Consider the following 25,762-nt stretch of genomic DNA (forward strand, 5'->3'; position numbering starts at 1 on the left):
TGGAAGCTTCAAGCCGGCCAAGCTGCGCCGAGATTGTCTCAAGGGCGGCACCCTGCTGTTCCATGGCCTAGGCCATGCGCGCGACGACCTCGACCAGGCCCTCGCCTTCTTCTGCTTTCTCTGGAGGGCTGACCATCTGGTGGATTTGGGCGAGCGTCTCCCCGATCTGATCCAGCCGTTGCAAAACGAGGAGCTGAAACGGCGCTTCGCGATCTACCGGTTGCGGGAGGTCAAATACGTTTTCGTCTGGCATGCATCGTCTCCGTGGGCAAAGGAGACATTTTGCTCGAGGTGGTTGTGAGTGCTCGCCGACAAAAACTGTCGCTCCGAGCCCACATCGTCTCGGAGACTATCTGCCTAGCCGTCGCATCCCACCAGAAGCGCAATCTGACGTCTGATGGCAGCAAGCTGATCGGATCTCACCTTGCTGCCTGTCACGGTGACACGTTGCTTGGATGTGGTGGTAAGCAGAGCACTGACTGCCCAACAGGGTTTGGTGCAGCCGTTATCAGCTGTTGGGTCGATCCGTACCGCCAGATCCGGAATGACGAGGTTCTCATCGTCGGTCAGCGGCACGAGCATCACGTTCGGCCACTCAGGCGGAAAGAGGTCGTCTTCGACAACAACAGCCGGCCGACGCTTGTTGGGCTCCTTCGGCAGGGCATCTCCGCGCCAGTCCGCCAGCACAATTTCTCCAGGCGAGAAAATCGCTGCCATAGCGACCGGCCGATCAGGCGCCATGGGTTCCGCCAGCCTCTTCAAAAAGTGCCTGGGCGGAAGGCGTTGCAGCGACGTAGCGGGCAACACGCGCACTGTCCCTGCGGATACGGTCTCGGCGCGCACTCTTTGCCCCTGTCTCCAGAAGATCACGAATGAGCTGGCTCAGAGGGATACCGCGCGCCGTTGCTTCCTGCTCCAGGTCAGTGCGCAGCCGCTCGTCCAGACGGATCGAAAGGGGGGATGCCATGACACACTCCATACATTCAGAACGTCGTTAACGTAGCGCAATTCTGTAGTGCAAAACAACATATTTGGCAGGGCAGAATGCGCCGAGATGTTTTCGGCCTCGGCCCGTCCCTGCCCCGCCGGATGCAACACCCGCAGGGTGGCGCGAAGCGCAAACTGAAAGTTTGCATTTGTGTATGGAAAAAGAAAAAGACTGATACTCTTGTGATACTCTTTTGATACCGACGCGATAGCGAAGCGATATCTGTTGATACCGACGCGATATCGTTCTAGAGTGCAACTCAGACGCCAGTAGCAGCGTCAGCAAGCCCCTGTGAGGACACACATGACTGCCGCCAGCATCGGGATTGAGGGAGCTCTTGGAGCGCTTGAAAAGGCGTCTGGTGCGACGTCTCTACGTGTCTGGATGGAAGCGCACCGCGATGAGCTTCTGTCGGCTCTCGATGGTCGGCGTCTGAACTGGAAGGCCCTGTGCGCGTGGTTTACCGAAGTCGGACTGACGAATGCGAAGGGCGAAGCGCCGTCCGTAGGATGCGCCAAGTTGCTCTGGAACCGGGTCGGAAAGACGCTCGAAGCCCGTAGGCAACGCCATGCCGATGCGGCCTCCGCCGCAGAGCGACTGGCCGAAGAAAAGAAGGCAGCCCGCGAAGCCGCGAAGGCGAGCCGGGATGCCGAAGCGGTTGAGGCTGAAACGCTGTCCCAGCGGATGCAGGAAGCAGACCGGGCCGAGAGCTACGCTACAACCAAGCAGGCCGAAGTTCAGGACGCTCATGCCAGGGCGGCAGTCCAGCGTCAGGAGCGCGCCCAGCAACTCGCCGCGAGCGCACAGCAGAGCGAGATTGCGCCGTCTGATCCATCAGAGTTCATCACGCTGGATCTTCCGGTGCTCAAGGGCGTGTCGAAACGTGCTTACCTGCCTGTCGACCCGAAGCTTCCTCCTGTTCGCAAGGGTGATATCAATCGCCTCACAGGAAACGCGTGGCGTTACGGTGATGATCTGCCCGGATATCCCAGCAAGCGAAACTACGAATACGAGAAAAACTGGCTGCGAGACGTGGGCCTTCTTCTGCGTCATCGTCATCCGACAAACCTGACGATGACGCCGGAAGAAAAGTTCGTCATGCGTGGCGCCAAAAGCTGCATTCCGAACCTGTACTGATCCGGATGAACCGCACTCACATCGGCCTGTGAGATCCTTCTGGGACGGGAGACTTCCCCGCAACATCAGGAGACACAGGCACCATGGCAGAAAAGCCCACAACGCCACCGGTTAAGAAAGAGCCCCCACGGCGGCGCGCCGTCTGGCGTATCGCTCGGGGCCGAAGCGGTGGGAGCCTCGCGCTCGCCATTTTCATCTATTGGGCCATTCAGGCAGGCCGGGACGTTTTGGCAGCGGATGGCGATCCGAATAACCCGATGCTGTCCAAGCTGTTTCCACCCGAAGGCAAGCACGGCGTCAAACGCCCGGCCAACGCGGAACTGGAAGGGAGCAAGCTCTGGCTGGCCAACACACTCGCGCAGGCACTCGAACACAATGCTTCCCTCGCGATCGATATGGGCGGCGGTGACCGGGTCAGTGAAGAGCTGGCAGCAGAATCCCATCTGGCGGACTTTCTGAAAGCCAATGGCGTCAATCCGACTTTCGCATATTTCACCGGTCCGGAGCGGGACGATTTCGATCACGCCTATCGCATCTGGGAGTCTGGGGCTTTCAGGGGCGGCGATTCAATCCTCTTCCTGAACGAGGGTCTTTTCCGTTCGTCGTCCCGATCTATCGATCCCTTTCTGTGGCTCAAAGAAGATCCGCGACTGGCAGAAATGGAGGCAGCAGGTGTGCGCCCGATCGTCTTCCCTGCTCTGACATGCATGAAGTATCTGGAGGGTGATGACATGAACGTCTTTGACGTGGTGGCGGACAAGCCGAAGGCTGACGGCACCATGGTCAATCCGCTCTGGAAGCACATGACCGTCAAATGGCTTGAAGCGTTCGAGCACAATATCAAAGAAGAAGGCGTGGCCGAATGGCTGCCGTAAGCAGCCTCCCCCCCTCGACCACACAGGAGGCGCGTGAGCGCCTTCTGGCAAGCCTGCATGATGCGGGGATAGAGCCCTCCAGCCCTCTGGGTCTGATCATGATTTCCCAGTCTGAGGGCATCAGTCTGGCCAGTGCACGGTTCGACCGGGCGGCTGAGGCACTGTCAGCGGCCTCGCGGACTGCTGAGACGGGACTGGCGGACCTCCGGGAGCAGCTGACACGCGGGGTCGAACAGGTTGAAAGCCTCAAGGCGTCTGGAGAGAGCCGGATCCGCACACAGGAAATTTTCCTCGAGCGGGAACAGACGGCGGCCGTGGCGCAGATTGTCAAAAACATCGAGCAGGCGCTGACGAAGAATGTCGTGGCGCAGCAAGAGGATCTGTTCAAGGCTCTCAAGAAGCGCCTTCCTGAGAACGAGGAACTGTTCTACCGCCAGATCCGCTGGAACCGGATTTTCATGGCCTTTGTTATCGCGGCCGGTCTGGTGACACTGGGCTACTGGAGCGGGAGCCGCGTTTCCTCGGAGGAGACCGTGAGAGGTCATTTCTGCTCCGAGCACCTTCAATATGACAAGCCGACCGGGATGCAGTGGTGCCCCCTGACGCTGCCCTCTCAGGGCATCGGGACCAGTCGGTCATGACGTTCGGGCGCGTCTGGAAAGGTTTTGCGTCATTCAGGGGTCATGCGATCGGCGTGATCCGCTTGCGGATTGCGCCGATCGCACGATTTGTTTCCGGGTCGAACGCATTGCAGGAGATTTACGCCAGCCCGCTCCGGCTGGTGCTCTGGGGAAGTGGGTGCCTCTCACTCCTCGGCGGCGCGTGTGCCCATATGATTTTCAGTCCATCACTGGGCTTTGCTGCGTTTCCTGTAGGCGCTTTTGGAGTGCTGCCCATTTCCTGCGTCGGCCTTTATCTTTTCGTTCGTTTCGAAAGCCATGCGGCCTTGGTCTGGTCTGTCGCAGGACTGACGGGTCTGGCGATCCTCGTGTCTGTGGCCGGACCGACGCTGTCTTGGCCGTGATCTCTCGCGCAGGCACCGCCAGGGCGAAGCCCTGACGCAATATACTTCACAGCCGCGCTTGCGCGGTTGTGTCCATTTTGGCGCGGTCTGACCGGACAACAAAAAAGGCGGCTCCCAGGGGAACCGCCTTTTGCGTGTGTGGACCTGGCCGAGGCCGATCAGGCGAGGCCGTTCGAGGCGGCCCGGATCTCCTCGGGGGTGGCACCTGCGGCGCGCGCATCCTCTGCGGCCTTCTCGATGCTGGAATCAAAGCGGGTATTTTCCAAAAAAGTCATGAGGGCGTCCGCGATGGCGAAACCACGCGCAAGGTGCTCCAGCCTCCTGAGAGGAAGGCTCTTAGCGCTAACGTCCGGGACATATTCGGCGGGTGGGTGAGACATGGGACAGGCTCCACGACCGGGCGGGGCCGGTCGCTCTTCGATGTGCAGAGAGACAGGAAGAGGCCGCGCCCTGTGGGCGCGGCGGGCTTGACTTAGAAGCCCATGGCGTCGGCCTGAACGGCGGCGACGTCACGGGAGAGGCTGCGGCCATTGTCGCGGGTGTAGGGCTTCCAAGCCTGACCCATGAGTTCCTCATAAGCGGCACAGGCACCAGAAGCGACGCAGGAGAGCGCGTAAGCCTTCGCGCCGTTTTCGGCGGCAATGCGGCGCAAGCCGTCTACGCGGTTTTCGCCACCGTCCACGCCCATGCGGTCTTCGTCACGGTCCCCGTTTGCGAAACTGTCTGCGGCATCCTTGGCGATTGTGCGGCGGTTCTCATAGAAGTTTGCGGCGCCGTAGGCGGAACGGATCAGACCATCCACCACGCGGTCGAGGTGCATCCGCAGGCCGTTGAAATTCTCCTCGCCCCGGATGCGGGTCACGAGGATGGGAAACATCAGGTCGTATTGCTCGCGCACCATGTTGGACCCTGCCCCGGTCAGTTCGTCAACGTCACCGGCCTCAACGCCGAACGCGAGCACGATCTTGGACATCTGGTCATCAGACGGAACGAGACGGAGAATGTCTGCGAGACCCGGAGAGGCAAGAGCCTTGGTGCGGCGTTGGGCTTCGTTGAAGCGACGAACAGCGGCGGGGGAATAGTTGCCCTGAGAAGCGTTCTGGGACATGGTGTTGGATGCGTCGGACATGAAACTGAACCTTTCTAGTCTAGCGAAGTCCCGTTCGGTGGTCGTAACACCGTTCGGGGCGCTTTGTCTTGAGGGCCAATCCCTCTCGACAAGTAAAAGATAGCCTTTTCGGCCTTTCGTGACAAGAGAAAAAGCACAGAAAACCGCCATAAAGCGCGATTTATTTTTGTGCGGCAAGTAAAAAGATTTCTTGATTACTTTATGAATACCTGTCGTTTTCCTAGACCCATCCTGCCCGTGCGGCGAGCACACTGACGGCGACGAGAGTGGAACGACAGTGGCGTTTTCCTGAGCCCATCCTGCCATCGGCCAAGACGGTCGACGGGACAGGCCGTCAAGCCCGGAGCGTCCTGAGCAAGGGTGGCTGGTCTGCGGCTGATGCGGGGTCGCGTGCGGCCCTGCAGCAGATGCGGGCCTGACACCTGCCGCCGAGGGTCGCGGAGAGGCTTTACGGACTGGCACGGCGACTGTCAGACTGAATGCTGGATGCGAGGACGCTGTCGTGGAACGTCCCTCCCGGGCGGTCCTTCAGGACCGTTCGGGAGGGACGAGGAGCCGTCTCACGAACCGATCACCCAGTCCGGGACCATTCGTTCAGAGGAAAGAATGCGGGTGAACCGTTACCCGGAAGGGCCGAGACGCAGGGTCCAGACGCCCGGTTGAGGGCGGCTGGACCCTGTGGCTCGGTCGAACTTGGCGACGCAGGAGCCTAGTGAGATAGAGTGAGCGAACCCTTCAGGGCCGCCCCGATCTCTCTTTTGCTTTTTTTACCTATGACCCTGATTTTTGCCCGAAGACTCCCGCGTGAGAAAAAACGCTACAAACCCGACGGCAAGAACCAGCAGACCTCCCCGGGTGGGATGCAGAAAGCCCTTCCAGATCATGAGAAGAATGGCTGCCTGAAAGACCAGAGCCCCAATGCGGATTGCGGTTTGTCGTGACATGGGGGTATTCTAGCCTTCTTCGCTGTCCTGGCGCAGCCCCCCTGTGGGGGGCGAGCAGTCGGGGGCATCAAAACTCGCGCCGACGAGGCGCGTCCGCCTGACTAAACTGGACGAGCGAAAAAAAAGCGGCTCGGAGGCCGCAGGATGTTTCAGAGAGAGGCGCTTTAGGAGGCCGGAAAAACTCAGGCGATATTGCGATCCTCCTGAACGCTCTATCTGGTGGCCTTAAAAGATGAGCCCCGGAGTGCGGACCAGATAGAAAACCCCGTATCCACCTGCTCCGAGCGCGAGAGCGACAGCGGCCGCGCTCGCAGCAGTCACGTAACCCTTGCTTATGGCATACAGAAGAAAGCCTGCAACAAAATACACCAAAAGGAGGCCTGCGGTCTCCCCGGCAAGGACCAGATGGCGGCTGGCGTGAAACGCGGCGGGCACGGCTGGCCGATAGCTGGCCAGTGAGGCGTAAAGACCGATAGTCAGACCGGTCATCAGGAGCACGAAAAGAAAGATGATAGCGGTGCGGTCCACTGTGATGCCTCCTGAATCAGTAAGGAGATGAATACCAGAGGTTAACGGAGTAACGGAAGGACAGGGCGGCGCAATCGGCTCCCTGTCCTTCCCGGCGCGCTCTAGAACGGGATTTCGTTATCGAGGTCGTCCCCGCCCGGTGCGTCCCAGCCCGCATTGCGGTTTGCGTTGCCAGACGATCCCCCGGACCGGCCGCCACTGCTACCACCACCAAAGCCGCCCTCGCCCCGGTTGCTGTCGATCAGCACCAGCTCGCCCCTGAAACGGTCAATAACTACCTCTGTAGTGTAGTGCTCCTGACCGCCCTGATCTGTCCATTTACGGGTGCGGAGTTCGCCTTCGATATAGACTTTGCGGCCTTTGCGGAGGAAGCGCTCTGCGACGTCACCAGCCCGCTCATTGAAGATGACGACACGGTGCCATTCGATGCGCTCACGGCGTTCGCCGCTCTGGCGGTCGTTCCATGTGTCAGACGTGGCGAGGGTAAAGCTCACGATCTTGGACCCGGACTGCGTATGACGAACTTCCGGGTCTATACCAAGGTTTCCAACGAGAATGACTTTGTTAACGGAACCAGCCATGAGAGCCTCCAAGACTTAGGGAACGTATCGACTGGACTTGTTCGGCGTCATTGCCTCTGTCCATGAATAGATATTAGCTTTTTACTTGGTGAACGTCAACTAAAAACGGCAGAAAACTGCCGTTTTCAAAGAAATAAAGCCGTAAAAATGTGATATTTACTTGTTGGTTACTGAAATTATATTTGATGTTTTGCTAGACCTATCCTGCCCGTGCGGCGAGCACACTGACGACGAGAGTGGAAGGGAGGTGGCGTTTTCCTGAGCCCATCCTGCCACCGGCCAAGACGGGCGACGGGACAGGCCGTCAAGCCCGGAGCGTCCTGAGCAAAGGAGGCGGTCTGCGACTGATGCGGGGTCGCGTGCGGCCCTGCAGCAGATGCGGGCCTGACACCTGCCGCCGAGGGTCGCGGAGAGGCTTTACGGACTGGCACGGCGACTGTCAGACTGAACGCTGGATGCGAGGCCGCCTCCCTGCAACGTGCCTCCCCGGGCGGTCCGCAGGACTGGCCGGGGAGGTTGAGGAGCCGTCTCACGAACCGATCCCCCGGCCCAAGACCGTTCGTCATCGGAAAAGAACGCGGGTGAACCGTTACCCGAATGGGCCGAGACGCAGGGTCCAGACGCCCGGATGAGGGTGGCTGGACCCTGTGGCTCGGTGGAGCTTGGCGACGCAGGAGCCTAGCTCCGCCGCTTAAACACAGTTGCTAGCAGGTGTCCCACTGCCAGGGCATGCTGGCTGGTGATCGGTAACTCCTTATAACCGTTTTCAATCAGACCGTGTCGCAGCAGGTGAGGATCAGCTATGATGGCGAGTTCTCCATCAAGCAGCCCTCTTGGGGAGTTTTCCGAGTATGGGCTTGCCGCGGCGGAGCATCCTCAAACCGACGTTTTATGGCTCGGTGCAGAAAGATCGGATGCATGAAGATTAATGGTAGCGACTTTGCACCGTAAGTTTCCTATCTCGCAATCCGTTCGCACAATTAACCTCGGAACCAATCAGCCATGAACTCGATGAAGCTACGGGCGGCTGATGGGGAGAGGAAACGGTTAGGAAGTACCGCGTGAAGCGGCAGAGAGCGCGCGGTCCAGTTCATCATGATCTGCTGCAATCTCCCTTCGCGAAGATCGTGCTCGACCAGGAACAAAGGCGCAAACACCGGCCCCAATCCGCGCCGTGCAAGTTCGAGCAAGATTCCGATGTCCGAGGCGCTTACTCTGCCGGTCAGCGCAACGCTCACCTTCTGTCCGGCCGCATCCTTGAGTGTAATCCGGTTCGGGCGAGCCGTCTGCGTGTAAATCAACACCTCATGGCATTCCAGTTCCTCAGGTGAGACGATATCCGGCGCGCCGGCAAGATAGCCGGGTGCCGCGACGAGTACGAGAGGGAACTCCGCCAACTTCCGCGCCGTCATAGCGCTGTCAGGCAACGCTCCGAGCCGTAGTGCCACGTCGTAACCCTCGCCCACGATATCGGCTACGCGCTCCGTCAGATCAAGCGCGAGGGAAACGCCAGGGTATTCCTTCAGATATGCATCGAATGCCGGACCAAGAGACGCATTGGCGAAGGCCAGTGGCGCGGCAACCCGCAGAAGACCCGTCGGGCTGGCTTGCAATGTTGCGGCCATCGCCTCGGTACTAGCGATTTCGTCGAGGATCGCAGTACAACGACCCAGATAAGCATCACCCGCCGCGGTCAGGCTGAGCTTGCGGGTGGATCGGTTCAACAACCTGACACCAAGCCGCTTCTCCAGCGCCCTGAGGTGCCGGCTTGCCATCTCGGACGATAATCCATGGTTGCGTGCAGCCGCGGCTAGACTCCCCTGCGCCACCGCGTCGCGGAAGATCGTCATGCTAGTCAGCCTGTCTAACGCCATCATCAACTCTTGTGCACCAATGTTTCCATTAGGTGCCGGATTATCACCCTGAGGTCGATTCTTTATCTTGAGACTGCGCCAATCGAACAGGAGACCGAGATGTCTAATTATATCAACACCCGCAACGCCAGGATCCATATTACCAACGAGGGACGCGGTGATGTCGCTCTGGTCTTTCTGCATTACTGGGGCGGCAGTGCACGCACTTGGCATCATGTAACCAAGGGACTCGCGGGATTAACCAACTGCATCGGGATCGACCTGCGTGGTTGGGGCAAGTCCGAGGCCCTGGATGGGCGTTACGACCTAGGAGCCATGGCGGAAGACGTAACAGAAGTGATCTCGGCGCTCGGGTTAAAGCGGATAATTCTCGTTGGCCATTCTATGGGTGGCAAGGTCGCGCAGATCGTGGCGACGGGTTTGGCCGCGACAGCCAAGGCGCTGATCCTCATCGCCCCATCTCCCGCGACAGGCATGCACGTACCAGCAGAAATCCGTGCGCAAATGCTTGCGTCGTACCAAAGCGCAGAGGGCGTGGCCCAGGCCTTAACCATTCTCGCTCATCGCCCACTGTCCGAGACGGACCGCACGATGGTTTTCGAGGACACTCTCGCAGGCGCCGACGGTGCAAAGCGGGAATGGACGGAGACCGGGATGATCGCTTCGCTGCAGGAGGACATCTCGGCGATCACCATGCCTGTCCGCATTCTGGTGGGTGACGAGGACAAGGTCGAGCGGGTTGAGGATTTGCGACGTATCTACGCGGAGTTACTGCCGCACGCGGAGTGGGACGTCCTCTCCAACACGGGCCATCTTTCGCCCCTTGAGAACCCGGAAGCAATCATTATCGCTTGTCAAAATCAGCTTACTCAGTTGACAGCTATTACCTGAAGGGATCGAAGCACCCTTGATTGATACGCTTGGCCTGTAATGTCTGGCATTTGGCATATTGATTGACGGTTCTTATGGGGCGTTTCTGATCTGCGTTCTGAGCAGATCGGTGGCTGTTCCCCGCTAGATAGCTATGCTGTGGTGCTGATGTGCCCTAGGAAGATGAGGCAGCGCATGTTGTAGATGGAGGATTCGCCCCTTCCCCTTTTCAACCGATCAAGAATCATAAGCCATTGATATTATTATGCAGCAAGCGTGCTTAAAAAGAGTTTTTCGAACCCTCCATTTGCAGCAAAGTGAAACCTTCTTCAGGAATGGTTGCCAGAAGATCGTGGACCGGATCTACGATGATTTCCCGTGCAGTCTCACCCAACCGGTCGGAGGCCGAAACCCACAACGCAAAGCGTGCGTATCGCACAAAACCTTCACAATTCACGTGTCGAATACTGCACTAAGCTGCGAAATTATGGCTCTGCGTCCGTTATGCCATCTGAAGTACGCCGAAACGGCTGCAGCCGGTCCGTTAAATAGAGACGGTGCATTCGTCGCAATTCATCAGGCGCACCCGGCATCGTGGGGGCGTCCTTCGCCAGCATGCTGCGCAGCACTTTCATAGTGTTTAGAACGACCGCAGCAATATCTCTCGCCAGTGCGTCCTCCAACTCTGGCGCACAGACACGCAACGCTGCCGCAATTCCGACTATGGCATGTCCTCGTGCACGATCACGGATCTCCATGTTGTCAGTCCGTGCCTCCATCAGCGCAGACAGGGATTTCACGCGAGGATGAAGCGTGACAAGCAGTTCGATCAGAACGTCTGCCAGAGCGTCCGGGGATAGTGTGGCGGCACGTTTGGCGAGTGCCGCGTATTCGTCTTCCAGAACGGCGATATGCCGCTGCACAAGAGCGTCCGCCACAGCCTCCTTGTTCGGAAAGAAGCGATAGAGCGAGCCGATCTTCGCCCCGGCGCGCGCGGCGATCTCCGCCATAGTCGTCGCCTCGTACCCTCGTTCCGCCATGAGGCCGGACGCGACCTCCAGTAATTCCTCAACGCGCTGACGCCCAGCCGCGCGCTGCGGTTGAAGAGATGTCCGTTTACCCCTTGACGAATTTGAGTCCATTCTCAAATAATGCTCCTGCTTGAGTGCCTACTCAACTTACTAACGTTTCCACGTGTTCCGGACAACGGTTCGGGATGGCGGTCGAACGTCAACAGGGAAGGTCTTGCCATGATTTCACTTCCAGTCACCAGGACGGCCCTCGTCCTGATCGATCTCCAGAAGGGCATTACAGGACTTCCCCTGGCTCCGACACCGGGTGCTTTTATTGTTGAACGATCGAAAGAACTTGCCGCGCGCTTCCGGGCAGCCGGAGCGCCGGTCATCTTGGTGAATGTAGCGTTCGCGCCAGATTTCGCCGATGCCGTGCATGCGGTCGTCGATCGCTCCTTTTCACCGCCTGGCGGCTTCGCACCAGACTGGGCTGAACTGGTCGACGGGCTTGCCGAACCAACCGATCTGCGTGTCACGAAGCGGCAATGGGGTGCCTTCTACGGCACGGATCTCGATCTTCAGTTAAGACGACGCGGTATCTCGACCATTGTGCTGGGCGGAATCGCGACCAATCTGGGCGTGGAATCTACCGCCAGGGCGGCTCATGAGCATGGATATAACGTCGTGCTCGCCACGGATATCATGTCCACATTCACCGAAGAGATGCAACGCTTTGCCTGTGAGGAGATTTTCCCCCGCCTTGGCCGTGTGACGACGAGCGAGGCGATCGCGCTGGATGCGTAAGTCCATGGCGGATGTCTGCGCGTCTCGCGGTTCCCAGCGAGATCGTTTATGAAGAAGATCAGCGGTCGTCCGTTCTGATCGGTGACCGCATGGAGCTTGGTATTCATACCGCCTTTGGTGCGACCGATCAGGCGGCCTGGCCCCCCTTTTTTAGCCGCAGGCTCGAAGCCGTGCGGTGCGCCTTGAGATACGTCGCATCAATCATGATCGTTTGAGTCTCGGCTTTCGCAGCAGACAGGCCATCCATTATTCGCATGATAACGCCCATGTCTCTCCAACGTTTCCAGCGGTTGTAGAGCGTCTTGTGGGAGCCGTATTCCCAGGGCGCATCACGCCAGAACAGACCATTGCGGTTCACGAAAATGATTCCGCTCAACACGCGGCGGTCATCAACACGGGGTCTGCCGTGGCTCTTTGGGAAAAAGGGCCGCAGACGATCCATCTGTTCATCCGTCAGCCAAAACAGGTCGCTCATCTCCAGTCTCCTCGCAGAGCCTGAATCAGATTTCCACGATCAAATCAATGGGTCCTGAGCCTAGTGAGATAGGGTGAACGACCCCTTCAGGGCCGCCCCGATCCTGCTTTTCTTCTGCCCTTCAAACCACCCACGGGTCAGTATCGAAAAGATGGAAAAGACTGGCCTTTCCCTCCTTGCTCGCCTTCCTTTTCAAAACCCTGCGTTCCTGACGGGCCTTGCGCCTTTTCTTCTCCTCAGCCTTCCAGCAATCCCGCAGGACAGCACGCAGTTCGGGACACTGTGCGCCGATCTGACCATAAGCCTGACGCCGGAAGCGGGCCACGCCGCCGAAGCGGTCGATACCTGTCAGCAGGGTGCTCCTTCCGATCCCCGGATAGAAGATCACGCCGAGGCCATCCTGCGCATCGGGTGTTGAGGGCAGCCGGAGGAAAAGAGTGGCGAAGCCATCCGAAGTCTGAACCCATCCGGGCGCTGGCCCTGCCAGTTGCCGTAACGGCATCAGGTCAAAGTCGGGGCAGTTCTCGGCTATGGCAGCCGAGAGAGGCGGAGACCTGTGCCAGAAGCTGGCGCTACAGCCCGCCCAGTCTCTCGAAGGATCCGTTGGAAACAGGATTGAGAAAACGGTGATGAGTTCTGCCTCATAGACAAGCTGGCCGCCCTGCCATTTGGCGAAGCTCGGATCATCGAAGCAGTCGAAATATTCCATCCCCCGGGTACTGACGTCGGGATACTCGTCTGACAGTCCGTCTCCATGATGAAGGAAGGGCGTGCCGATGCCGTTTTCGAGGGTCATCACCAGTGTGGTGTCGTCTTCCCAAGTCATCTGATCCGCTGCGCAGGTCCGGTAAGCGCGCTCTTCGGCGATCTGGCGCAGACGATCCTGCGGCCCGGTGAGCGTGAAGACTGTTGTGACGGAAGTAGCCACGGAAAACATCCTTTTCTCTTTTCAGATGCTTTCCCGCAGGCGTAGACGGCTGGACGGGACAATGGCGCGCCCTCCAGGGCGCGGGCCGCGTGCGGCCGAACCATTGTGGCGGCCGGACGGCCTGTGGCTGACCCTGTCTCTCTCCTGTCCCACGCTCTACTCTTCACGTCCCGACCCGCCCCCGGCTTCTTTCGTGCCGGCTTGCTGCGCGGTTGTCAGAAGGCGCGCAGATGCTGGCCACCCCACGGCCCGCTCTCACATCGCGCGATGACAGAGTGCAGAGATCCATTGTCATGACCCGGGATAGCCATGCACCATCGCATTTCCAAGTCAGCCCGTTCTGGCTGTCATCCCCACGACGAGCTTCGGCTGATCGTCTGCCTGCTTTTTGAAGATGGAACGGTCTTTGTCGGACAGAGCCTTGTCCGCACGTTGCAAACCTACCTCAAGCGCACGGGGACCCTTTTCCGCTCCGTAGGATCGTTTCAGCGTTACGACCTGCACGCCTTCACGATCGGGGATGCGCCCCCGAATGATATGGTTTTTCTCTGGGCCTACCACCTGTCCCGACACGGCGTGCGCCTTCGAACCCTGAGCGACCCCGAAGCCATCGTTGATCCGCTTGCGCCGCTGGCGTTACAGAAGCGCGAATGGAGCAGTTACAGCGCCCGTACCCGGAAAGTGCTGTTCCCTGCCGTCCTGAAGCAGGCTCTCGCTTTGCGGGGAGAATGGCGCGGCAGCCGTATTGTTGCCTATTGCTGCATCCTGTCTCAGGGCGCATTCGTCCTTGGCAGTACACCTCTTCTCGATGAGGAATCTTTCAGACTGGACGACTGGCTTCCCGGGGTTGGAACCCATCATCTGTGGAGCCACGTTTATGAGGCGGAGGTCAACAGTCAGGCGGCATATCAGGAGGCGGAGGCCGCTTTGGGCCTCTGGCGTGAAACACTCGAAAACATGGGCGGCCGGGAGACGTGGTACCGTGAGCACATGTTTTATACCAGCTTTCCGGAAACGGGAGAGCTTCACCTTCCAGATACCGAACTGCTTCTGTCCCTGCCACCCTCTCTGCTGGCGGGAATCTCATTCTGCCTTGAGCACTGGCCCATGGGTCTCAAAGACACACGACTGCCGCTCGACAACCAGTCTGCACCCCTCGTCTTCCCCGGATTCCTCAAGTGCGAAAACGAGAACCCGAGTGACTGGGAGAGTGTGGCCCGCTCCCAGCAGGATACTCTGGAAGTCATACAGACATATGTCGAGGATATGGGGGCGATGTTTGAAGGAACACTCGCCAGACAAAAGGCGCTTCATGACCAGATGAAGGTGTTATCCAGAACTGTTCTCGAGGCCACAGCGCTGATGGTCAAGCTCCACGCGGCCTCCCGCCCTGATGATATCTGATCAGCCTTCCCGCACGAAGAAATTGACCTCCCTCGGCCAAGCGCTATTCGAAAAGCGTGGCGAGGAGACGTTTTCAGGCGCGCGTGTTGGGCCTCTCTCCTTTTGAGAGGTTATACCCGACTTCCTCCTGTCTCACGCGCATCCCGCTCCTTTTGCCTCTCACTGCCTCCAAGAGCAGCATCTGCCTGAAGATAAAGGGCCTCAACCACACACAGCCCCTCTTCTCTCCGGTTTTCTGTAAAAAGCCTGTCTGCGACGTCGGCCAGAAGCTTCATAGGGGAAGTCTCAGACGGGGCGGCAAGGGCTGCGGGCGGGAGCGGGAGAGGCATCATGGCAGAGTGTTCCGAAGATTAAGGTTACGGGATGTCATGGGTGACCGGCCGGGCATGGGCTGATATCCCTGAACCGGCTGCGCAACGGTGCGACGAATGGCGAGCAGATCATCAAAATAGGTGATCGCGTGCCGCACCAGGTCAGGATCAAACGCGCCACCCGCCTGCTCCTGAAGACAGGCTTTCACCTGCCGCGGAGACCGCCCTGTTTTATAGGCCCGGGCGGAGAGCAAGGCGTCGATCACGTCGGCGAGGCCGATGATGCGGGCGGCCAGGGGAATGGCCTGACCCTTCATTCCGAACGGATAGCCGTCACCGTCATAGCGTTCGTGATGCAGAAGCACGACCTCATAAACGAGGGTCGGGATATCGGCTGACAGATGATACAGCGCTCCGAGACCAAGCGACGGATGCTGTCGCATCACCAGCATCTGACGGGCGTTAAACCGACCCGGATAATTCAGGAGACTGTCGGGCAGGAGCAGTTTGCCTGCATCGTGCAATCGGCCCGCCAGTTCAAGCGCGCTCGACGATAATCCGCTCCCCGTCAGATGGCCGAGCAGGCCGGCGAGGCGCCCGACCCTCTGGCCGTGTCCGTCATCTCCTTGGGCAATCTGTGCCAGGAGAGAAACAAGAGGCGGGCCCTGCCGCCGATAGGACGCAGGCAGTTTCACCACCTCTTTCAGGAGTGTCTGCAGTTCAGGCATCTTTCCTCTACCGGTTGTGTAAGATCACTCTAAGCGCGGCCAATGTGAGTCCGGTTATCCCGGATGGATCAGACCGCGGGCGAGGCCGCCAAGAGCCAGAGCGACGCAGGTGAAGAGGAACTTGATCCCGCTCGCGCGGCGCGGCCCACGTCCGGGCAGGATCCCGGCCGTCCTTTCGGCGAGTTTCACAAGACCCAGGGTGACGCAGGCCAGAAGCATCCATTGCCAGAGCGACAGCGTGACGACCGGCTGGCCCAGTCCGGACAGATGCCATTCCCCCTGCCCTGCCAACTGGTCCAGACCGAGAAATCCATCCGCCGCATTCGTCAGAAGAAACAGACTGACCCCAGCCAGACACCTGGCGCCACAGACCCGACGCGGCACCGTCCCAACAGCGCGAGCCGGTCCCAGAGTGGAGATGTAACGAACACTGGTGACGCACGTTGGGGTCCAGTCCGTAAACAACGGTGCGGGCACGATCAGAACCGATCCAGCAAAAGTCTGGAGAGAGAAAGCAGGCAGAGCACCAGACCGAGACTGGCAAATACCACTCCCCGCCTCCGCTCAAGCCCGTAGTCGCGTCCATCCTCGCCGATATCGGGAACGCCCGGTCCCATCATGGATGCAACGCAGCCACCGAACATAAAAACGGGTCCCATGACAGCGCCAAGCCGGGGAACCACAAAGGCAAACAGAAGCAGGCCCACACTTGGCCAGCAGACCAGAATCTCACCTGCGGCTTCGGCGATGCGGCGGCGCGGTGGGGCATCTTGCATCAGGTCACATTCCCAGGGCACGGCGGTAGATCTGCAAAAGGGTTTCCTGAGCCTCGAGTTCTCCGGGCTCCTGCTTGCGCAGGCGGATGATCGTTCGGATGACCTTGACGTCAAACCCGGCCGACTTGGCTTCGGCAAAGATGTCCTTGATGTCACCACTCAGCGCCTTGCGCTCTTCTTCCAGGCGCTCGACCCGCTCGATAATGGAGCGCAGCCGGTCGGCGGCGATGCCGCCTGCGACGACAGCCTGATTGTCCTGAGAGTCCTCAGGAGGCGAAACGCGTTGCAACATGGGTCAACCTTTCAGGGATCGGATGAGTAACAGATGGGTGAAAGGGGGCGGGGCAGATCGCGATGACCGTCTGCCAGCGCTTCGAGCCAGCGGGACTGCCTTTCCGGAAGATGTCCCTGTTCTTCGATAAGGCGGCGAAGGGCGGTCCGGTGTTCGCCGAGGCGCTCTGCAAGCGTGCGTTCAGACCAGCCAATGGTCATGAGAGCACTGGTCATCGCGTAACCATTCAGTGGAGGCCGGTTGCCCGCGGGAGGCACAGCCCGGGCCAGTGGGTGGCTCAGTCGACGATGCAACATCCCAAGGGCCGCAAGCCACCTGAGGAAGTCAGGATCAGGAATGCTATGCCCCGATTGCCAGCGCAGGATCCGGTCCTTTGAAACGCCGGATCGGCGGGACGCCTGACGCACGCCCCAGCCGATAGCGGAGAGCTCGCCTGCGATGGACAGCGCCGCTCGCCTGTGCCCTGGACGAACGGACCGTGAATCCACATGTCCTGCCTTCGGTTGCCCACAGTGCTGTCCACCGCTTTGGGGGATAACCCGAAAACGCAACGCCTCAGCCATGCCGGGCGATGTCAGTAAAGGTCCGGTCCTGTGCACCCCGGCGAATGTGTTTGGCCATATGAGGCGAGACAATCCGGTAACGGTTGGGGCGACGCGGATCCAGTCGCTCCTCGATCAGCCCCGCCCGCTCCAGAGCCGCAAGTGACTCACGCACCTCACCGACGGAGAGGCCGAGCCATGTCGCGATTTCGCTGGCGGTTTCATGTTCGGTCAGGGACGCAAAGACAAGATCCTCGATGGGCGAGGTTTTCACCGTTCGCGTGGCTGGCATCCACGGCACCCGGGCATAAACACTGTGACCCAAAGCCGCGATTTCGCCAGCCTGGGCGAGCGTCGTCAAAGCCATCGGCAGAGCACCCGCCTGCTCGGGCGTCAGGTTCGCGCGGAGTTCAAGGACATTATACGGCCCGCGGTTCAGACAGGTCCGGACGTGCTGGAGAACCGACTGATAGACTTCACGCTGCATCTCTGCCTTGAGCTTGCGAAAGACCCGCGCCTTCGGTTGATGACCGCCAAATTTCACTGTGATGCCCCGTCGTCTGTAGCCGTCGGGATATTCTGCCGGAGACTGTTGTGAGTGCAGTCACGCAACGTCACCATTGGCCTGCCGCCTTCATGCAGTCATAGGCGTTCCGGAGGTTGAATAGGCCGACAGCCACCCAGACCGGAACGAAGACAAGGACATGCCAGCGCGGCATGAAGGCTTTCGTCTTCCACACGCGCATGACGTCCATCACAAGAACGGAGATAGCCAGAGAGAAAAGGATCGCCTGTGCAAGCATGGTCCAGACCATCCGGACGTCCAGCGGGAAAAAGAGCCAGCCGAACCCGAGGAGCATGGTCGCCGAAAGAACCATGCTGCCAAGCATCCAAGAGGAAGACAGTGGGAGAGAAAGTGTTGATTCGGGCAGATCTGGCTGCCCAAGAGAAAGAGAGTGCTCGGTCATACCGCGCAGTATGACGACAGCGTTTGTGAGTGCAGTTCTGCGAAGGGACCGGATGAGGTTGAAACGACAGACCCTACTGGCAGGCCTCAGGCCTCCAGTCCGAGACCTGACGCTTTGTAACGCTGCGTTGGAAGAAGCCGCACCACAGCATTTCCCTCAGCATCCGAAAGTTACAGCAAGTTTCGGACGACAAAGCCACAGACGCCGTAATGGCACTGCCGGTTCCAAATCCCAAAGCCATGCTGGCCAACCGGCGCTATGACAGCGACAGCTTCCGCCTACATGTCGGTCATAAGAAGAGCCGTTCCAGTTTCCGTAAAGCGGACGGTCGGCAATAGTTCTCGTTATCCGCTGATGTCCTCCTCCAGACTTCTGATTGCTGCATCTGCAGCTGATCAGGAGAACATATCATGGAAAAGAAAACGCGTTTTCCATCACCGACGCTGACGGCGTCCGTACCCTGGAATGCAGGAAAAATGGTTGGCGCCAAGCGGGCGCTCAAAGAAAAGCACGTATGGGCTATTCGGTTTTGGCTGGGGAGCGAACAGCGTGTCAGAGACAGAGCTTTGTTTGATCTTGCTCTCGATAGCAAGCTCAGGGGCTGCGATCTTGTCCGCCTTCGTATCGGCGACATCGTGACCAGCGGTCAGGTGCGTCATCGAGCCGTGGTTGTCCAGCAAAAAACCCGGCGACCTGTGCAGTTCGAGATTACGGAAACAACGCGGGAAAGCGTGCGGGCGTGGCTGGAGCATCGAGGTGGCGGCTTGAATGAGTATGTTTTTCCTAGCCGCCTAAGCGCCAAAGCTCACCTGAGCACAAGGCAATACGCCCGGCTTCTGGATCAATGGGTTCAGGCGGTGGGACTGATCCCCGGTGAATATGGAACTCATTCACTCCGCCGGACAAAGGTTGCCATGATTTATAAACGAACCGGTAATATCCGGGCCGTGCAGATTCTGCTGGGTCATACAAAGCTGGATAGTACAGTTCGATATCTTGGGGTGGACGTCGAGGACGCTCTGGCACTGTCTGAAGCTACGGATCTCTGAAATCGAATATGTCTCGGAAATTCTCTACCTCCTCCTTCTGTGTACATGTTATGATGACACATAGGGAGGAGACCATGAGTCAGCATCTTTCAGATAACTTGCCGTCCCCACAAAAAATCGGTGTTCGGGAATTCCGGGGAAACCTGACAACGTATCTGCGCCAAGTCAGACAGGGCAGGACGATCCTCGTGACGTCTCACGACCAGGTTGTGGCTGAACTGCGGCCACCAGCTCCTTCCTATCGCCCTCGCCGTCAGCCAGGAGCTCTTCGAGGACGGATCAGAATGAGCGAAGATTTTGATGAGACACCACCGGATATTCTTGAGAGCATGGAATGCAACTTGTGAAGGTTCTGCTTGATACGCATGCGTTGCTGTGGTGGCTTTCGGACTCCGACCGGCTGGGTGAGACTGCACGGGAAATCATCGCAGATCCGGCCCACGATATTCTGGTGAGTATCGTGTCACTCTGGGAGATTGCGATCAAAATCCGTATTGGAAAGCTGGATGCGGATATGAATGATATTCTGGCAGCCATTCCTGCGGAAGGTTTCTCTCTGCTACAAATACAGCCTGAACACCTGCAGATCCTGATGTCTTTGCCTCTGCATCATCGTGATCCGTTTGACCATCTCTTGATGGCGCAGGGACAAGCTGAACATGCCACGTTTCTTTCAGAAGATGGACAAATGGATCATTATCCCATCAAGCGGATACGTTGTTCGTGATTGCTAATCTGGATAAAATCTATGATTAGAATAAATGAATTAATATTAAATATAAATAAAATTTACTTCGTGTATTTTCGACTAATTATAATTTATCCGTAAAATAATATTCTGTTTATTTGATTCACGCCTTAAAATTATTTTAATTTCTTAAGACACTCTTTGAAAAACATCTTCCCTTATCAAGATGTATGTTTCTGGATCGCTTGGGCCGATCTGGAAGTTATGAATTCGTGAAAATCTCTTTATTGATACATTATATCAGTACTGCAGTGATTATCATAAGTGTTGTTTCTTATGCTCGGGCAGAGACTCTCCACGATGCGATACAAAGGGCATGGAAAAACGATCCTAATCTTTCATTTTTTCATATCGATGCCCTATCTTCAAAGAAAGAAGTAAAAGCGGCCCGATCTTGGTTCCCAGACAGTCCGATGATTACGGGGGAATATCTCGACGATCATTTCATCGGTAGTAAAGTTGGTTACACAACGTACCAAGGAGGTATTAATTTCCCTCTGTGGTTGCCAGGTCAAAGCCGTGCTCTGTCAAACGAAGCTCTTGGGAATCAGGCCGTAGCAGAGGCTAGAGCACAAGTTCAGAAATTGGTGACCGCTGTGCGCATCGTCACATTGACGAGCCAGGCTACCCTGCAAAGAGAGACCGTTAGAAACCTTCGCCACGCTGACGTACTTTTAGGGAATATCGCTCATGTGACAGCAGTCGCATATCAGAAGGGCGAATTATCTGGATCCGACAATGACGCAATTATTGCCGAGAAAGAAGAACTCGAAGGTAAAATTTCTGACGCCTCTCAATCTCTAGAAAGTCTTCAATCAGACATCCAAGCGTTAACGGGCTCTGATGAAATTCCCGATCTTTTGTCGCTTTCGGGGCATATTTTAGAAGGTCGCAATATGGCTCTGGATATTGAAAAAGATCCAAGAGTCAGGTTGGCTGAAGCCATTAGAAAACTTTCCAAAGCTTCTTACGCTGTCGTTCGTCATTCTCAAATCCCTAACCCCCGGATTGGTGTGATGGTAAGTCGGCAAGAGCAGTATGAAAGTCCCTGGGATACCCAAGTAGGGGTTCAGCTCCAGATTCCTCTCCCAAGCTCCGCACGAAACACACCTAGAGAAATGAAGGCGGTGCGCGCTATGGCGGCGGCTGATCGTGATACCATTCTGGCACGTAGAAAAGTCCAAACCGAATACCGACAAATCCATGCTCGCTTTCGTTCTTCACTCACAACTTTGCAGCACAATAAAGCGACAAATGCCGCACTACAGAAGCGTGCAGACGATTTGGAAAAGGCTTGGAAGATGGGTGAAGCGCCCATCATAGAATATCTTCGTGCGCGCCGTAGTGCACTGGAATCCCAGCAACGAGCCTCTCAGGCAAATGTCGTCTGGCACACTGCCATGATCAGAATGATGCTCCTGACAGGAGAGACCCCGTGAAAAAATCTATCTTTGTATCTGTCCTGTTGGGCATGAGTTTTTTGTGCTTTCCTAGCGTAGGCATGGCTGAAAAGACTGTTCAGATTTCGCCGAATGCTTTTAAAGCGGAAAATCTTGTGATCTCTACGGCGGTAGCCGGAACACTGTCTGATCATGTGGATGTTCCGGCCTATGTCGCACTTGATGAGCGCCATGTCGCCCGTATCCACCCAGTCGGAAGCGGCCGTGTTCAGGAAGTATTTGTAACGCCAGGAGAGAAAGTTCAGAAAGGAACACCTCTTTTCAAGTACGAAAATTTTAGTCTGGCTGATCAAGAACAAAGAGTTAACGAGGCGCAGGCGGCTTATCAACAGGCCCGAGCGCAAGAAAGCAATGCGACAGATACTTATAAACGCGGGCGCGCCTTGGAGGGAGGCGTGGTATCTTCCGGTGAAGTAGAGCGACGTTTCTCATCGTTTAAAGTGGCACGTGAATTGCTTCGTCAGAGACAGGCGGAGTTAAATACGGAAAAACAACGTCTCGCACGGTATTCAACACAATTGGAAAAAGGAGAAGGCCTTGTTTCTACTGTTACCTCTCCGATTAACGGTGTTATTCGTACGATTTCAGTGACTCAGGGAGAGGATGTTTCGAATACAGCTTTACCAGCTATTGAAATTGACGACCTCTCGCAAGTTTGGGTCATCTCGCAGGTTGATCCACAGAAAGCTGGACAATTGGCTTCTGGAGGGCAGCAGATAACATACATCTCTGCAAATCAGGCTCCTATTCCTTCAAATATTACTCTTATCGAGGCCAGTATCGATCCCAGAACCAGACATGTTCTGGTGCGCAGCCTTGTAACAAATCCTGATATGATTTTGCGCCCTGATATGCTTGTAAAAACTCGTTTGATGACAAGAAATCGTGTCTCCGGTGTTCTTGTTCCAGAAGTCGCCATTCAGACACTGAATGGCGAAAACTGTGTCTTTGTTCAAAAGTCAGATCATGAATTTGTCCCGCGGAATGTGACTGTCGCGACTACTCTTGAGGGAAAGGCTTTGGTGACAGAGGGGATCAAGGCTGGGCAAAAAATCGTCTCTCAAGGCAGCTTTGTCATGAAGTCACAATATCTTCTGGCGCCGACGCCTGATCATTCCGAAGCACAGGACTAGATCATGAATTTCTTTTTGCATGTCGTCAAAGGCCGGAAAGGAATTTTGGGCTGTATTCTTCTTCTAATGGTGGCAGGTCTTTTCGATCTTCGCTCTCTTCCCGTAGAGCCAGTTCCAGATATTTCGCCACGTCAGGTCCTCGTCTCCATTCAAGCACCTGGATTACCGACTGAAGAGGTGGAGAAGCTCGTTACATTTCCCATTGAAACGGTGCTGTCGGGGGTTGTCGGGCTAAAAAATCTAAGATCGGTCTCCCGCACAGGCGTGTCGGTTCTGTATCTGCAATTCGATGACAACACGAGTATTTATCGCGATCGGGACCTGGTGTCCCAATTTCTGGATCAGGCAAAAAATACCATTTCAGTTCACGGCCTCTCCATTAGCATGGGGCCAATGGCCACAGGCATGGGTGAAATCATGCAACTGGAGATAAAAGGGAAAGGCCATTCTCTTACAGATCTGAACCGTATTCTGAACTGGTCTGTTGTGCCTAAGCTGCGACTGGTTCCTGGGGTGGTGGATGTTAACGTCAATGGTGGCGCGTCGGAGACCTACGAAGTCGCGCTCGATCCAATGGCCATGCGTCGGTTCAATGTGTCCGTTTCAGATGTTTTCAAAGCTGTCGATACCGGCAATGAAGCTGCGGGTGGTGCGTGGATAGAGCATAACGATGAGCAGCACATTATTGTGGGGCGTTCACTTATCGATGACCTCAAGGAACTGGGAGAAATTCAGGTCAAAAGTGGTCCAAACGGAGAAGTTGTTCATATCCGGGATATTGGCACTGTCCGCAAGGGAGCTCTGCCAAGGCTAGGAGCTGTGACACGGGACGGTAAAGGGGAGGCTGTCAATGCAGTTGTGCTGTTGCAGGAAGGCGCGAGTGCGCGGGACACACTTAACCGGATCAATACGATTCTTCCCAAAATCCAAAAAACCCTTCCAGAGGGTATCACCCTAGAGCAGTACTATAGCCGCACGACGTTGACAGATGTGACGATTGACACCGTTAAGGAAAACCTTGCGCTAGGGGCACTGCTTGTTCTGGTAGTATTGCTAGTTGTTCTTGGAGACTGGAGGGCGTCTCTGGTCATCATGTCCATCATCCCTTTTGCTTTATTGGCTGCAATGGTTGGAATGCATCATCTCGGCATTTCGGCCAATCTCCTGAGTCTTGGTGCCATTGATTTTGGGATGATTGTTGATAGCGCACTGGTGATTGTTGAAGGCGTTCTTAGTATTTCCATTGTGGCCGGACTGACTCTGCAAGAGCGCGTAGCCAAAGTAACAACATCCGTCGCGCGACCAGTCATTTTTGCTGTTTGCATCATCATGCTGGTTTATCTGCCGATCCTGACGTTGGCAGGTGTCGAAGGCCGGATGTTTCGGCCAATGGCGGAAACAATCATCCTGGCATTGCTGGCGTCTTTGGTGTTCGCATTTCTGGGCGTGCCCGCATTATGTGCGATGATCATGAAGAGCCATTCTGGAAGCGTTCAAACAAAGAATGTTCCTGAAGGGCATGGACATGATGGCAGTATTGAGAGCCACGACACGCGCTTTATTGCCTTTTTGCGGCGAGGATTCAACCCGGCAGCGCGATACTGCCGCACGCATACAAATCAGATATTTATAGTTGCAGTCGGCATTTTGCTGATGTCTGTCTTTTTGGCGACGCGCCTTGGAGGAGAATTTATTCCCCAACTCCAAGAAGGTGATCTGATTGTCACGTCAACACGCCTTCCGGCGATTTCATTGGGTGCTTCCATCCGAGAAGTTACTGCAATCGAGAAGACGCTGAAAACGTTTCCTGACATACGAACAATTGTGAGTAACACGGGCACGTCTGCCATTCCGACAGATCCATCGGGCGTAGAGCAGACTGACAGTTATGTTCTGCTCAAGCCACGATCAGAGTGGAAGACCGCTCATTCTCAGGAAGGGTTGATTAGAGCGTTTGACGCGGCACTGCGCCAAAACAATCCTGGCTCGCTTTTTTCGTGGAGCCAACCCATTCAGATGCGCATGGATGACATGCAGGCAGGAGTTCGCTCGCAAATTGCGATTGGCATTTATGGCCCTGATATCCGCACGCTCCAAGCTCTGGCAAAGCAGACGGCGGACATTGTCAGCAAAATCAACGGTGCTGCGGATGTCGCTCCTCAGGACGTTGGGACCATTCCATACCTTCATATTGATGTAGACCGAACAACTGCAGGTCGGCTTAATGTGGATACAGCGACTATTCTTGATGTTGTTGAGTCATTAGGTGGACATGTCGGGTCGCCGGTCTCGACCGGTGACGCTTTAATTCCGACCGAAGTACGAATTGATGCTCCGCAAAGGCGTACTCTTGATGATATCAAACGCCTCCCGGTTGCTACACGTGATGACCAGATGGTTGAACTATCTCAGGTCGCTAAAATTACGCTGAATGATGGGCCAGCAGCCATCCGCCGCTATCAGGGAGAGCGACGGATGATGGTGCAGGCGAACGTACGCGGGCGTGATATGAGTTCGTTCGTGCAGGAAGCACAGAAGACCGTTGCCCAGAAACTTAAACTGCCCCACGGATATCGTGTTGAATGGGGGGGGCAGTTTCGCAACCTCCAGTCTGCTGTTTCTCGATTGGAGATCGTCGTACCGATTACCTTAGCTCTTATCTTTTTTCTGTTGGTGTTCGCCTTTGGAGATGTTTGGGTGGCCGGTTTGGTCTTCCTAAATCTACCATTCGCGGCCACCGGGGGGATTTTGGCGCTAACGGTGAGAGCCCTGCCGTTTAGTGTCTCCGCTGGGATTGGGTTTATCGCCCTGTTCGGCGTGGCCACCTTAAATGGCGTAGTCCTTGTTTCCTGTATTCGGGAAAAACGAGCAGCAGGGTTGTCGGCGCGTGTTGCCAGCCAGGAGGCTGCCGAGGAACGGTTCCGCCCCGTCATGGCTACGGCGACGGTAGCCTGTCTGGGTTTCTTTCCTATGGCATTTTCAATGAGCGAAGGGGCTGAAGTCGAAAAGCCATTAGCCACCGTTGTTATCGGTGGTTTGCTATCTTGTACGGCTTTAACTTTGCTTGTTCTTCCGTCTCTTTATGTAAAATTATCGGACTTTAGAGAAAAAGATAAAAAATAAACGTTACCAAATGAGAGAGAAGACAGGAATGTTTCCAATATTTCTTGATGCAGGGCGA

General features: G+C 56.5%; 32 protein-coding genes and 1 pseudogene. 14 read left to right on the forward strand and 19 right to left on the reverse strand.

Features of this window, described 5'->3' with window-relative positions:
* Nucleotides 1-67: 67 nt before the first annotated feature.
* The 3 genes from JK213_RS10980 to JK213_RS10990 all read right to left on the reverse strand — a co-directional run bounded on the left by JK213_RS10980 (nt 68) and on the right by JK213_RS10990 (nt 967).
* Nucleotides 68-253 carry a hypothetical protein gene (locus JK213_RS10980; protein WP_249200594.1) on the reverse strand — a complete coding sequence of 62 codons (186 nt, stop codon included), beginning with the start codon at nt 251-253 and terminating at the stop codon, nt 68-70.
* 104 nt (nt 254-357) lie between these two features.
* Nucleotides 358-741, reverse strand: a complete 384-nt coding sequence (locus JK213_RS10985; RefSeq protein ID WP_061928995.1) for a type II toxin-antitoxin system PemK/MazF family toxin — start codon at nt 739-741, stop codon at nt 358-360.
* Nucleotides 731-967 (reverse strand): BrnA antitoxin family protein, encoded by a 237-nt coding sequence (locus JK213_RS10990; protein ID WP_228123965.1) that lies wholly within the window; start codon nt 965-967, stop codon nt 731-733. The genes JK213_RS10985 and JK213_RS10990 overlap by 11 nt, the downstream gene beginning before the upstream one ends.
* Before the next feature lie 324 nt (nt 968-1,291).
* On the opposite strand from JK213_RS10990, the gene JK213_RS10995 reads away from it, so the two are divergent.
* From JK213_RS10995 to JK213_RS11010, 4 genes are all read left to right on the forward strand, one after another.
* Complete coding sequence (locus JK213_RS10995; RefSeq protein WP_211571500.1) at nt 1,292-2,125, forward strand: hypothetical protein; 834 nt, start codon at nt 1,292-1,294, stop codon at nt 2,123-2,125.
* Between the two features lie 83 nt (nt 2,126-2,208).
* Nucleotides 2,209-3,000 (forward strand): hypothetical protein, encoded by a 792-nt coding sequence (locus JK213_RS11000; protein WP_211571501.1) that lies wholly within the window; start codon nt 2,209-2,211, stop codon nt 2,998-3,000.
* Nucleotides 2,988-3,641: a hypothetical protein gene (locus JK213_RS11005; RefSeq protein ID WP_211571502.1), complete on the forward strand. Its 654-nt coding sequence runs from the start codon at nt 2,988-2,990 to the stop codon at nt 3,639-3,641. Before JK213_RS11000 ends, JK213_RS11005 begins: the two co-directional genes overlap by 13 nt.
* A complete protein-coding gene (locus tag JK213_RS11010) occupies nt 3,638-4,024 on the forward strand; it encodes a hypothetical protein (RefSeq protein WP_211571504.1) in 387 nt (128 codons plus the stop codon). Before JK213_RS11005 ends, JK213_RS11010 begins: the two co-directional genes overlap by 4 nt.
* Nucleotides 4,025-4,182: 158 nt before the next feature.
* Here the strand turns inward: JK213_RS11010 and JK213_RS11015 are convergent, their stop codons facing one another.
* Both JK213_RS11015 and JK213_RS11020 read right to left on the reverse strand, forming a co-directional pair.
* A complete protein-coding gene (locus tag JK213_RS11015) occupies nt 4,183-4,404 on the reverse strand; it encodes a hypothetical protein (protein WP_211571507.1) in 222 nt (73 codons plus the stop codon).
* A 92-nt stretch (nt 4,405-4,496) separates the two neighbouring features.
* On the reverse strand, nt 4,497-5,153 hold the full coding sequence (locus JK213_RS11020; protein WP_211571510.1) for a hypothetical protein: 657 nt from the start codon (nt 5,151-5,153) through the stop codon (nt 4,497-4,499).
* A 266-nt stretch (nt 5,154-5,419) separates the two neighbouring features.
* On the opposite strand from JK213_RS11020, the gene JK213_RS11025 reads away from it, so the two are divergent.
* Nucleotides 5,420-5,572, forward strand: a complete 153-nt coding sequence (locus tag JK213_RS11025) for a hypothetical protein (protein ID WP_194257252.1) — start codon at nt 5,420-5,422, stop codon at nt 5,570-5,572.
* A 348-nt stretch (nt 5,573-5,920) separates the two neighbouring features.
* Here the strand turns inward: JK213_RS11025 and JK213_RS11030 are convergent, their stop codons facing one another.
* The 4 genes from JK213_RS11030 to JK213_RS11045 form a co-directional block, all read right to left on the reverse strand.
* Entirely contained in the window at nt 5,921-6,097 is a 177-nt protein-coding gene (locus JK213_RS11030; RefSeq protein ID WP_211571511.1) for a hypothetical protein, read from the reverse strand.
* A 225-nt stretch (nt 6,098-6,322) separates the two neighbouring features.
* Complete coding sequence (locus JK213_RS11035) at nt 6,323-6,625, reverse strand: hypothetical protein (RefSeq protein ID WP_211571512.1); 303 nt, start codon at nt 6,623-6,625, stop codon at nt 6,323-6,325.
* Nucleotides 6,626-6,726: 101 nt separating this feature from the next.
* Nucleotides 6,727-7,206: a single-stranded DNA-binding protein gene (gene ssb / locus JK213_RS11040; RefSeq protein WP_211571513.1), complete on the reverse strand. Its 480-nt coding sequence runs from the start codon at nt 7,204-7,206 to the stop codon at nt 6,727-6,729.
* A 980-nt stretch (nt 7,207-8,186) separates the two neighbouring features.
* Complete coding sequence (locus JK213_RS11045) at nt 8,187-9,056, reverse strand: LysR family transcriptional regulator (RefSeq protein WP_211571515.1); 870 nt, start codon at nt 9,054-9,056, stop codon at nt 8,187-8,189.
* A 123-nt stretch (nt 9,057-9,179) separates the two neighbouring features.
* On the opposite strand from JK213_RS11045, the gene JK213_RS11050 reads away from it, so the two are divergent.
* Nucleotides 9,180-9,971 carry an alpha/beta fold hydrolase gene (locus JK213_RS11050; RefSeq protein ID WP_064275592.1) on the forward strand — a complete coding sequence of 264 codons (792 nt, stop codon included), beginning with the start codon at nt 9,180-9,182 and terminating at the stop codon, nt 9,969-9,971.
* Nucleotides 9,972-10,435: 464 nt separating this feature from the next.
* Here the strand turns inward: JK213_RS11050 and JK213_RS11055 are convergent, their stop codons facing one another.
* Nucleotides 10,436-11,092, reverse strand: coding sequence for a TetR/AcrR family transcriptional regulator (locus JK213_RS11055; protein WP_211571516.1), 657 nt, complete (start codon nt 11,090-11,092; stop codon nt 10,436-10,438).
* Nucleotides 11,093-11,200: 108 nt separating this feature from the next.
* Between JK213_RS11055 and JK213_RS11060 the strand changes: the two genes are divergently transcribed.
* Entirely contained in the window at nt 11,201-11,767 is a 567-nt protein-coding gene (locus tag JK213_RS11060) for a hydrolase (protein ID WP_211571519.1), read from the forward strand.
* A gap of 47 nt (nt 11,768-11,814) precedes the next feature.
* On the opposite strand, the pseudogene JK213_RS11065 reads toward JK213_RS11060, so the two are convergent.
* Nucleotides 11,815-12,242, reverse strand: a pseudogene (locus JK213_RS11065) (IS5 family transposase); the annotation flags it as partial.
* A 121-nt stretch (nt 12,243-12,363) separates the two neighbouring features.
* A complete protein-coding gene (locus JK213_RS11070; protein ID WP_211571521.1) occupies nt 12,364-13,179 on the reverse strand; it encodes a hypothetical protein in 816 nt (271 codons plus the stop codon).
* A gap of 300 nt (nt 13,180-13,479) precedes the next feature.
* On the opposite strand from JK213_RS11070, the gene JK213_RS11075 reads away from it, so the two are divergent.
* A complete protein-coding gene (locus JK213_RS11075; protein ID WP_211571523.1) occupies nt 13,480-14,574 on the forward strand; it encodes a hypothetical protein in 1,095 nt (364 codons plus the stop codon).
* A gap of 328 nt (nt 14,575-14,902) precedes the next feature.
* Here JK213_RS11075 and JK213_RS11080 read toward each other — a convergent pair whose 3' ends face one another.
* The 7 genes from JK213_RS11080 to JK213_RS11110 form a co-directional block, all read right to left on the reverse strand.
* Entirely contained in the window at nt 14,903-15,613 is a 711-nt protein-coding gene (locus JK213_RS11080; RefSeq protein ID WP_211571525.1) for an HD-GYP domain-containing protein, read from the reverse strand.
* 54 nt (nt 15,614-15,667) lie between these two features.
* Nucleotides 15,668-16,090, reverse strand: coding sequence for a hypothetical protein (locus tag JK213_RS11085; RefSeq protein ID WP_211571527.1), 423 nt, complete (start codon nt 16,088-16,090; stop codon nt 15,668-15,670).
* 2 nt (nt 16,091-16,092) lie between these two features.
* Nucleotides 16,093-16,389 (reverse strand): hypothetical protein, encoded by a 297-nt coding sequence (locus JK213_RS11090; RefSeq protein WP_211571529.1) that lies wholly within the window; start codon nt 16,387-16,389, stop codon nt 16,093-16,095.
* Between the two features lie 4 nt (nt 16,390-16,393).
* Nucleotides 16,394-16,681, reverse strand: a complete 288-nt coding sequence (locus tag JK213_RS11095) for a DUF2312 domain-containing protein (RefSeq protein ID WP_211571531.1) — start codon at nt 16,679-16,681, stop codon at nt 16,394-16,396.
* A gap of 11 nt (nt 16,682-16,692) precedes the next feature.
* Complete coding sequence (locus JK213_RS11100; protein ID WP_141354540.1) at nt 16,693-17,169, reverse strand: transcriptional regulator; 477 nt, start codon at nt 17,167-17,169, stop codon at nt 16,693-16,695.
* Nucleotides 17,170-17,236: 67 nt separating this feature from the next.
* Nucleotides 17,237-17,767, reverse strand: a complete 531-nt coding sequence (locus tag JK213_RS11105) for an ArsR family transcriptional regulator (RefSeq protein ID WP_141354538.1) — start codon at nt 17,765-17,767, stop codon at nt 17,237-17,239.
* Nucleotides 17,768-17,837: 70 nt separating this feature from the next.
* On the reverse strand, nt 17,838-18,101 hold the full coding sequence (locus JK213_RS11110) for a hypothetical protein (protein ID WP_034953721.1): 264 nt from the start codon (nt 18,099-18,101) through the stop codon (nt 17,838-17,840).
* 500 nt (nt 18,102-18,601) lie between these two features.
* Between JK213_RS11110 and JK213_RS11115 the strand changes: the two genes are divergently transcribed.
* From JK213_RS11115 to JK213_RS11140, 6 genes are all read left to right on the forward strand, one after another.
* Entirely contained in the window at nt 18,602-19,240 is a 639-nt protein-coding gene (locus JK213_RS11115) for a tyrosine-type recombinase/integrase (RefSeq protein WP_211571533.1), read from the forward strand.
* Nucleotides 19,241-19,248: 8 nt separating this feature from the next.
* Nucleotides 19,249-19,587, forward strand: coding sequence for a type II toxin-antitoxin system Phd/YefM family antitoxin (locus JK213_RS11120; protein ID WP_211571534.1), 339 nt, complete (start codon nt 19,249-19,251; stop codon nt 19,585-19,587).
* Entirely contained in the window at nt 19,584-19,967 is a 384-nt protein-coding gene (locus JK213_RS11125; RefSeq protein WP_211571537.1) for a type II toxin-antitoxin system VapC family toxin, read from the forward strand. The genes JK213_RS11120 and JK213_RS11125 overlap by 4 nt, the downstream gene beginning before the upstream one ends.
* Nucleotides 19,968-20,158: 191 nt before the next feature.
* Nucleotides 20,159-21,427: a TolC family protein gene (locus JK213_RS11130; RefSeq protein ID WP_211571539.1), complete on the forward strand. Its 1,269-nt coding sequence runs from the start codon at nt 20,159-20,161 to the stop codon at nt 21,425-21,427.
* Nucleotides 21,424-22,581, forward strand: a complete 1,158-nt coding sequence (locus JK213_RS11135; protein ID WP_211571541.1) for an efflux RND transporter periplasmic adaptor subunit — start codon at nt 21,424-21,426, stop codon at nt 22,579-22,581. The genes JK213_RS11130 and JK213_RS11135 overlap by 4 nt, the downstream gene beginning before the upstream one ends.
* 3 nt (nt 22,582-22,584) lie before the next feature.
* Nucleotides 22,585-25,704 carry an efflux RND transporter permease subunit gene (locus JK213_RS11140; protein ID WP_211571543.1) on the forward strand — a complete coding sequence of 1,040 codons (3,120 nt, stop codon included), beginning with the start codon at nt 22,585-22,587 and terminating at the stop codon, nt 25,702-25,704.
* Nucleotides 25,705-25,762 lie beyond the last annotated feature (58 nt).

The sequence above is a fragment of the Gluconobacter sp. Dm-44 genome (genome assembly GCF_018256175.1).
Classification (GTDB): Bacteria; Pseudomonadota; Alphaproteobacteria; order Acetobacterales; family Acetobacteraceae; genus Gluconobacter; species Gluconobacter cadivus.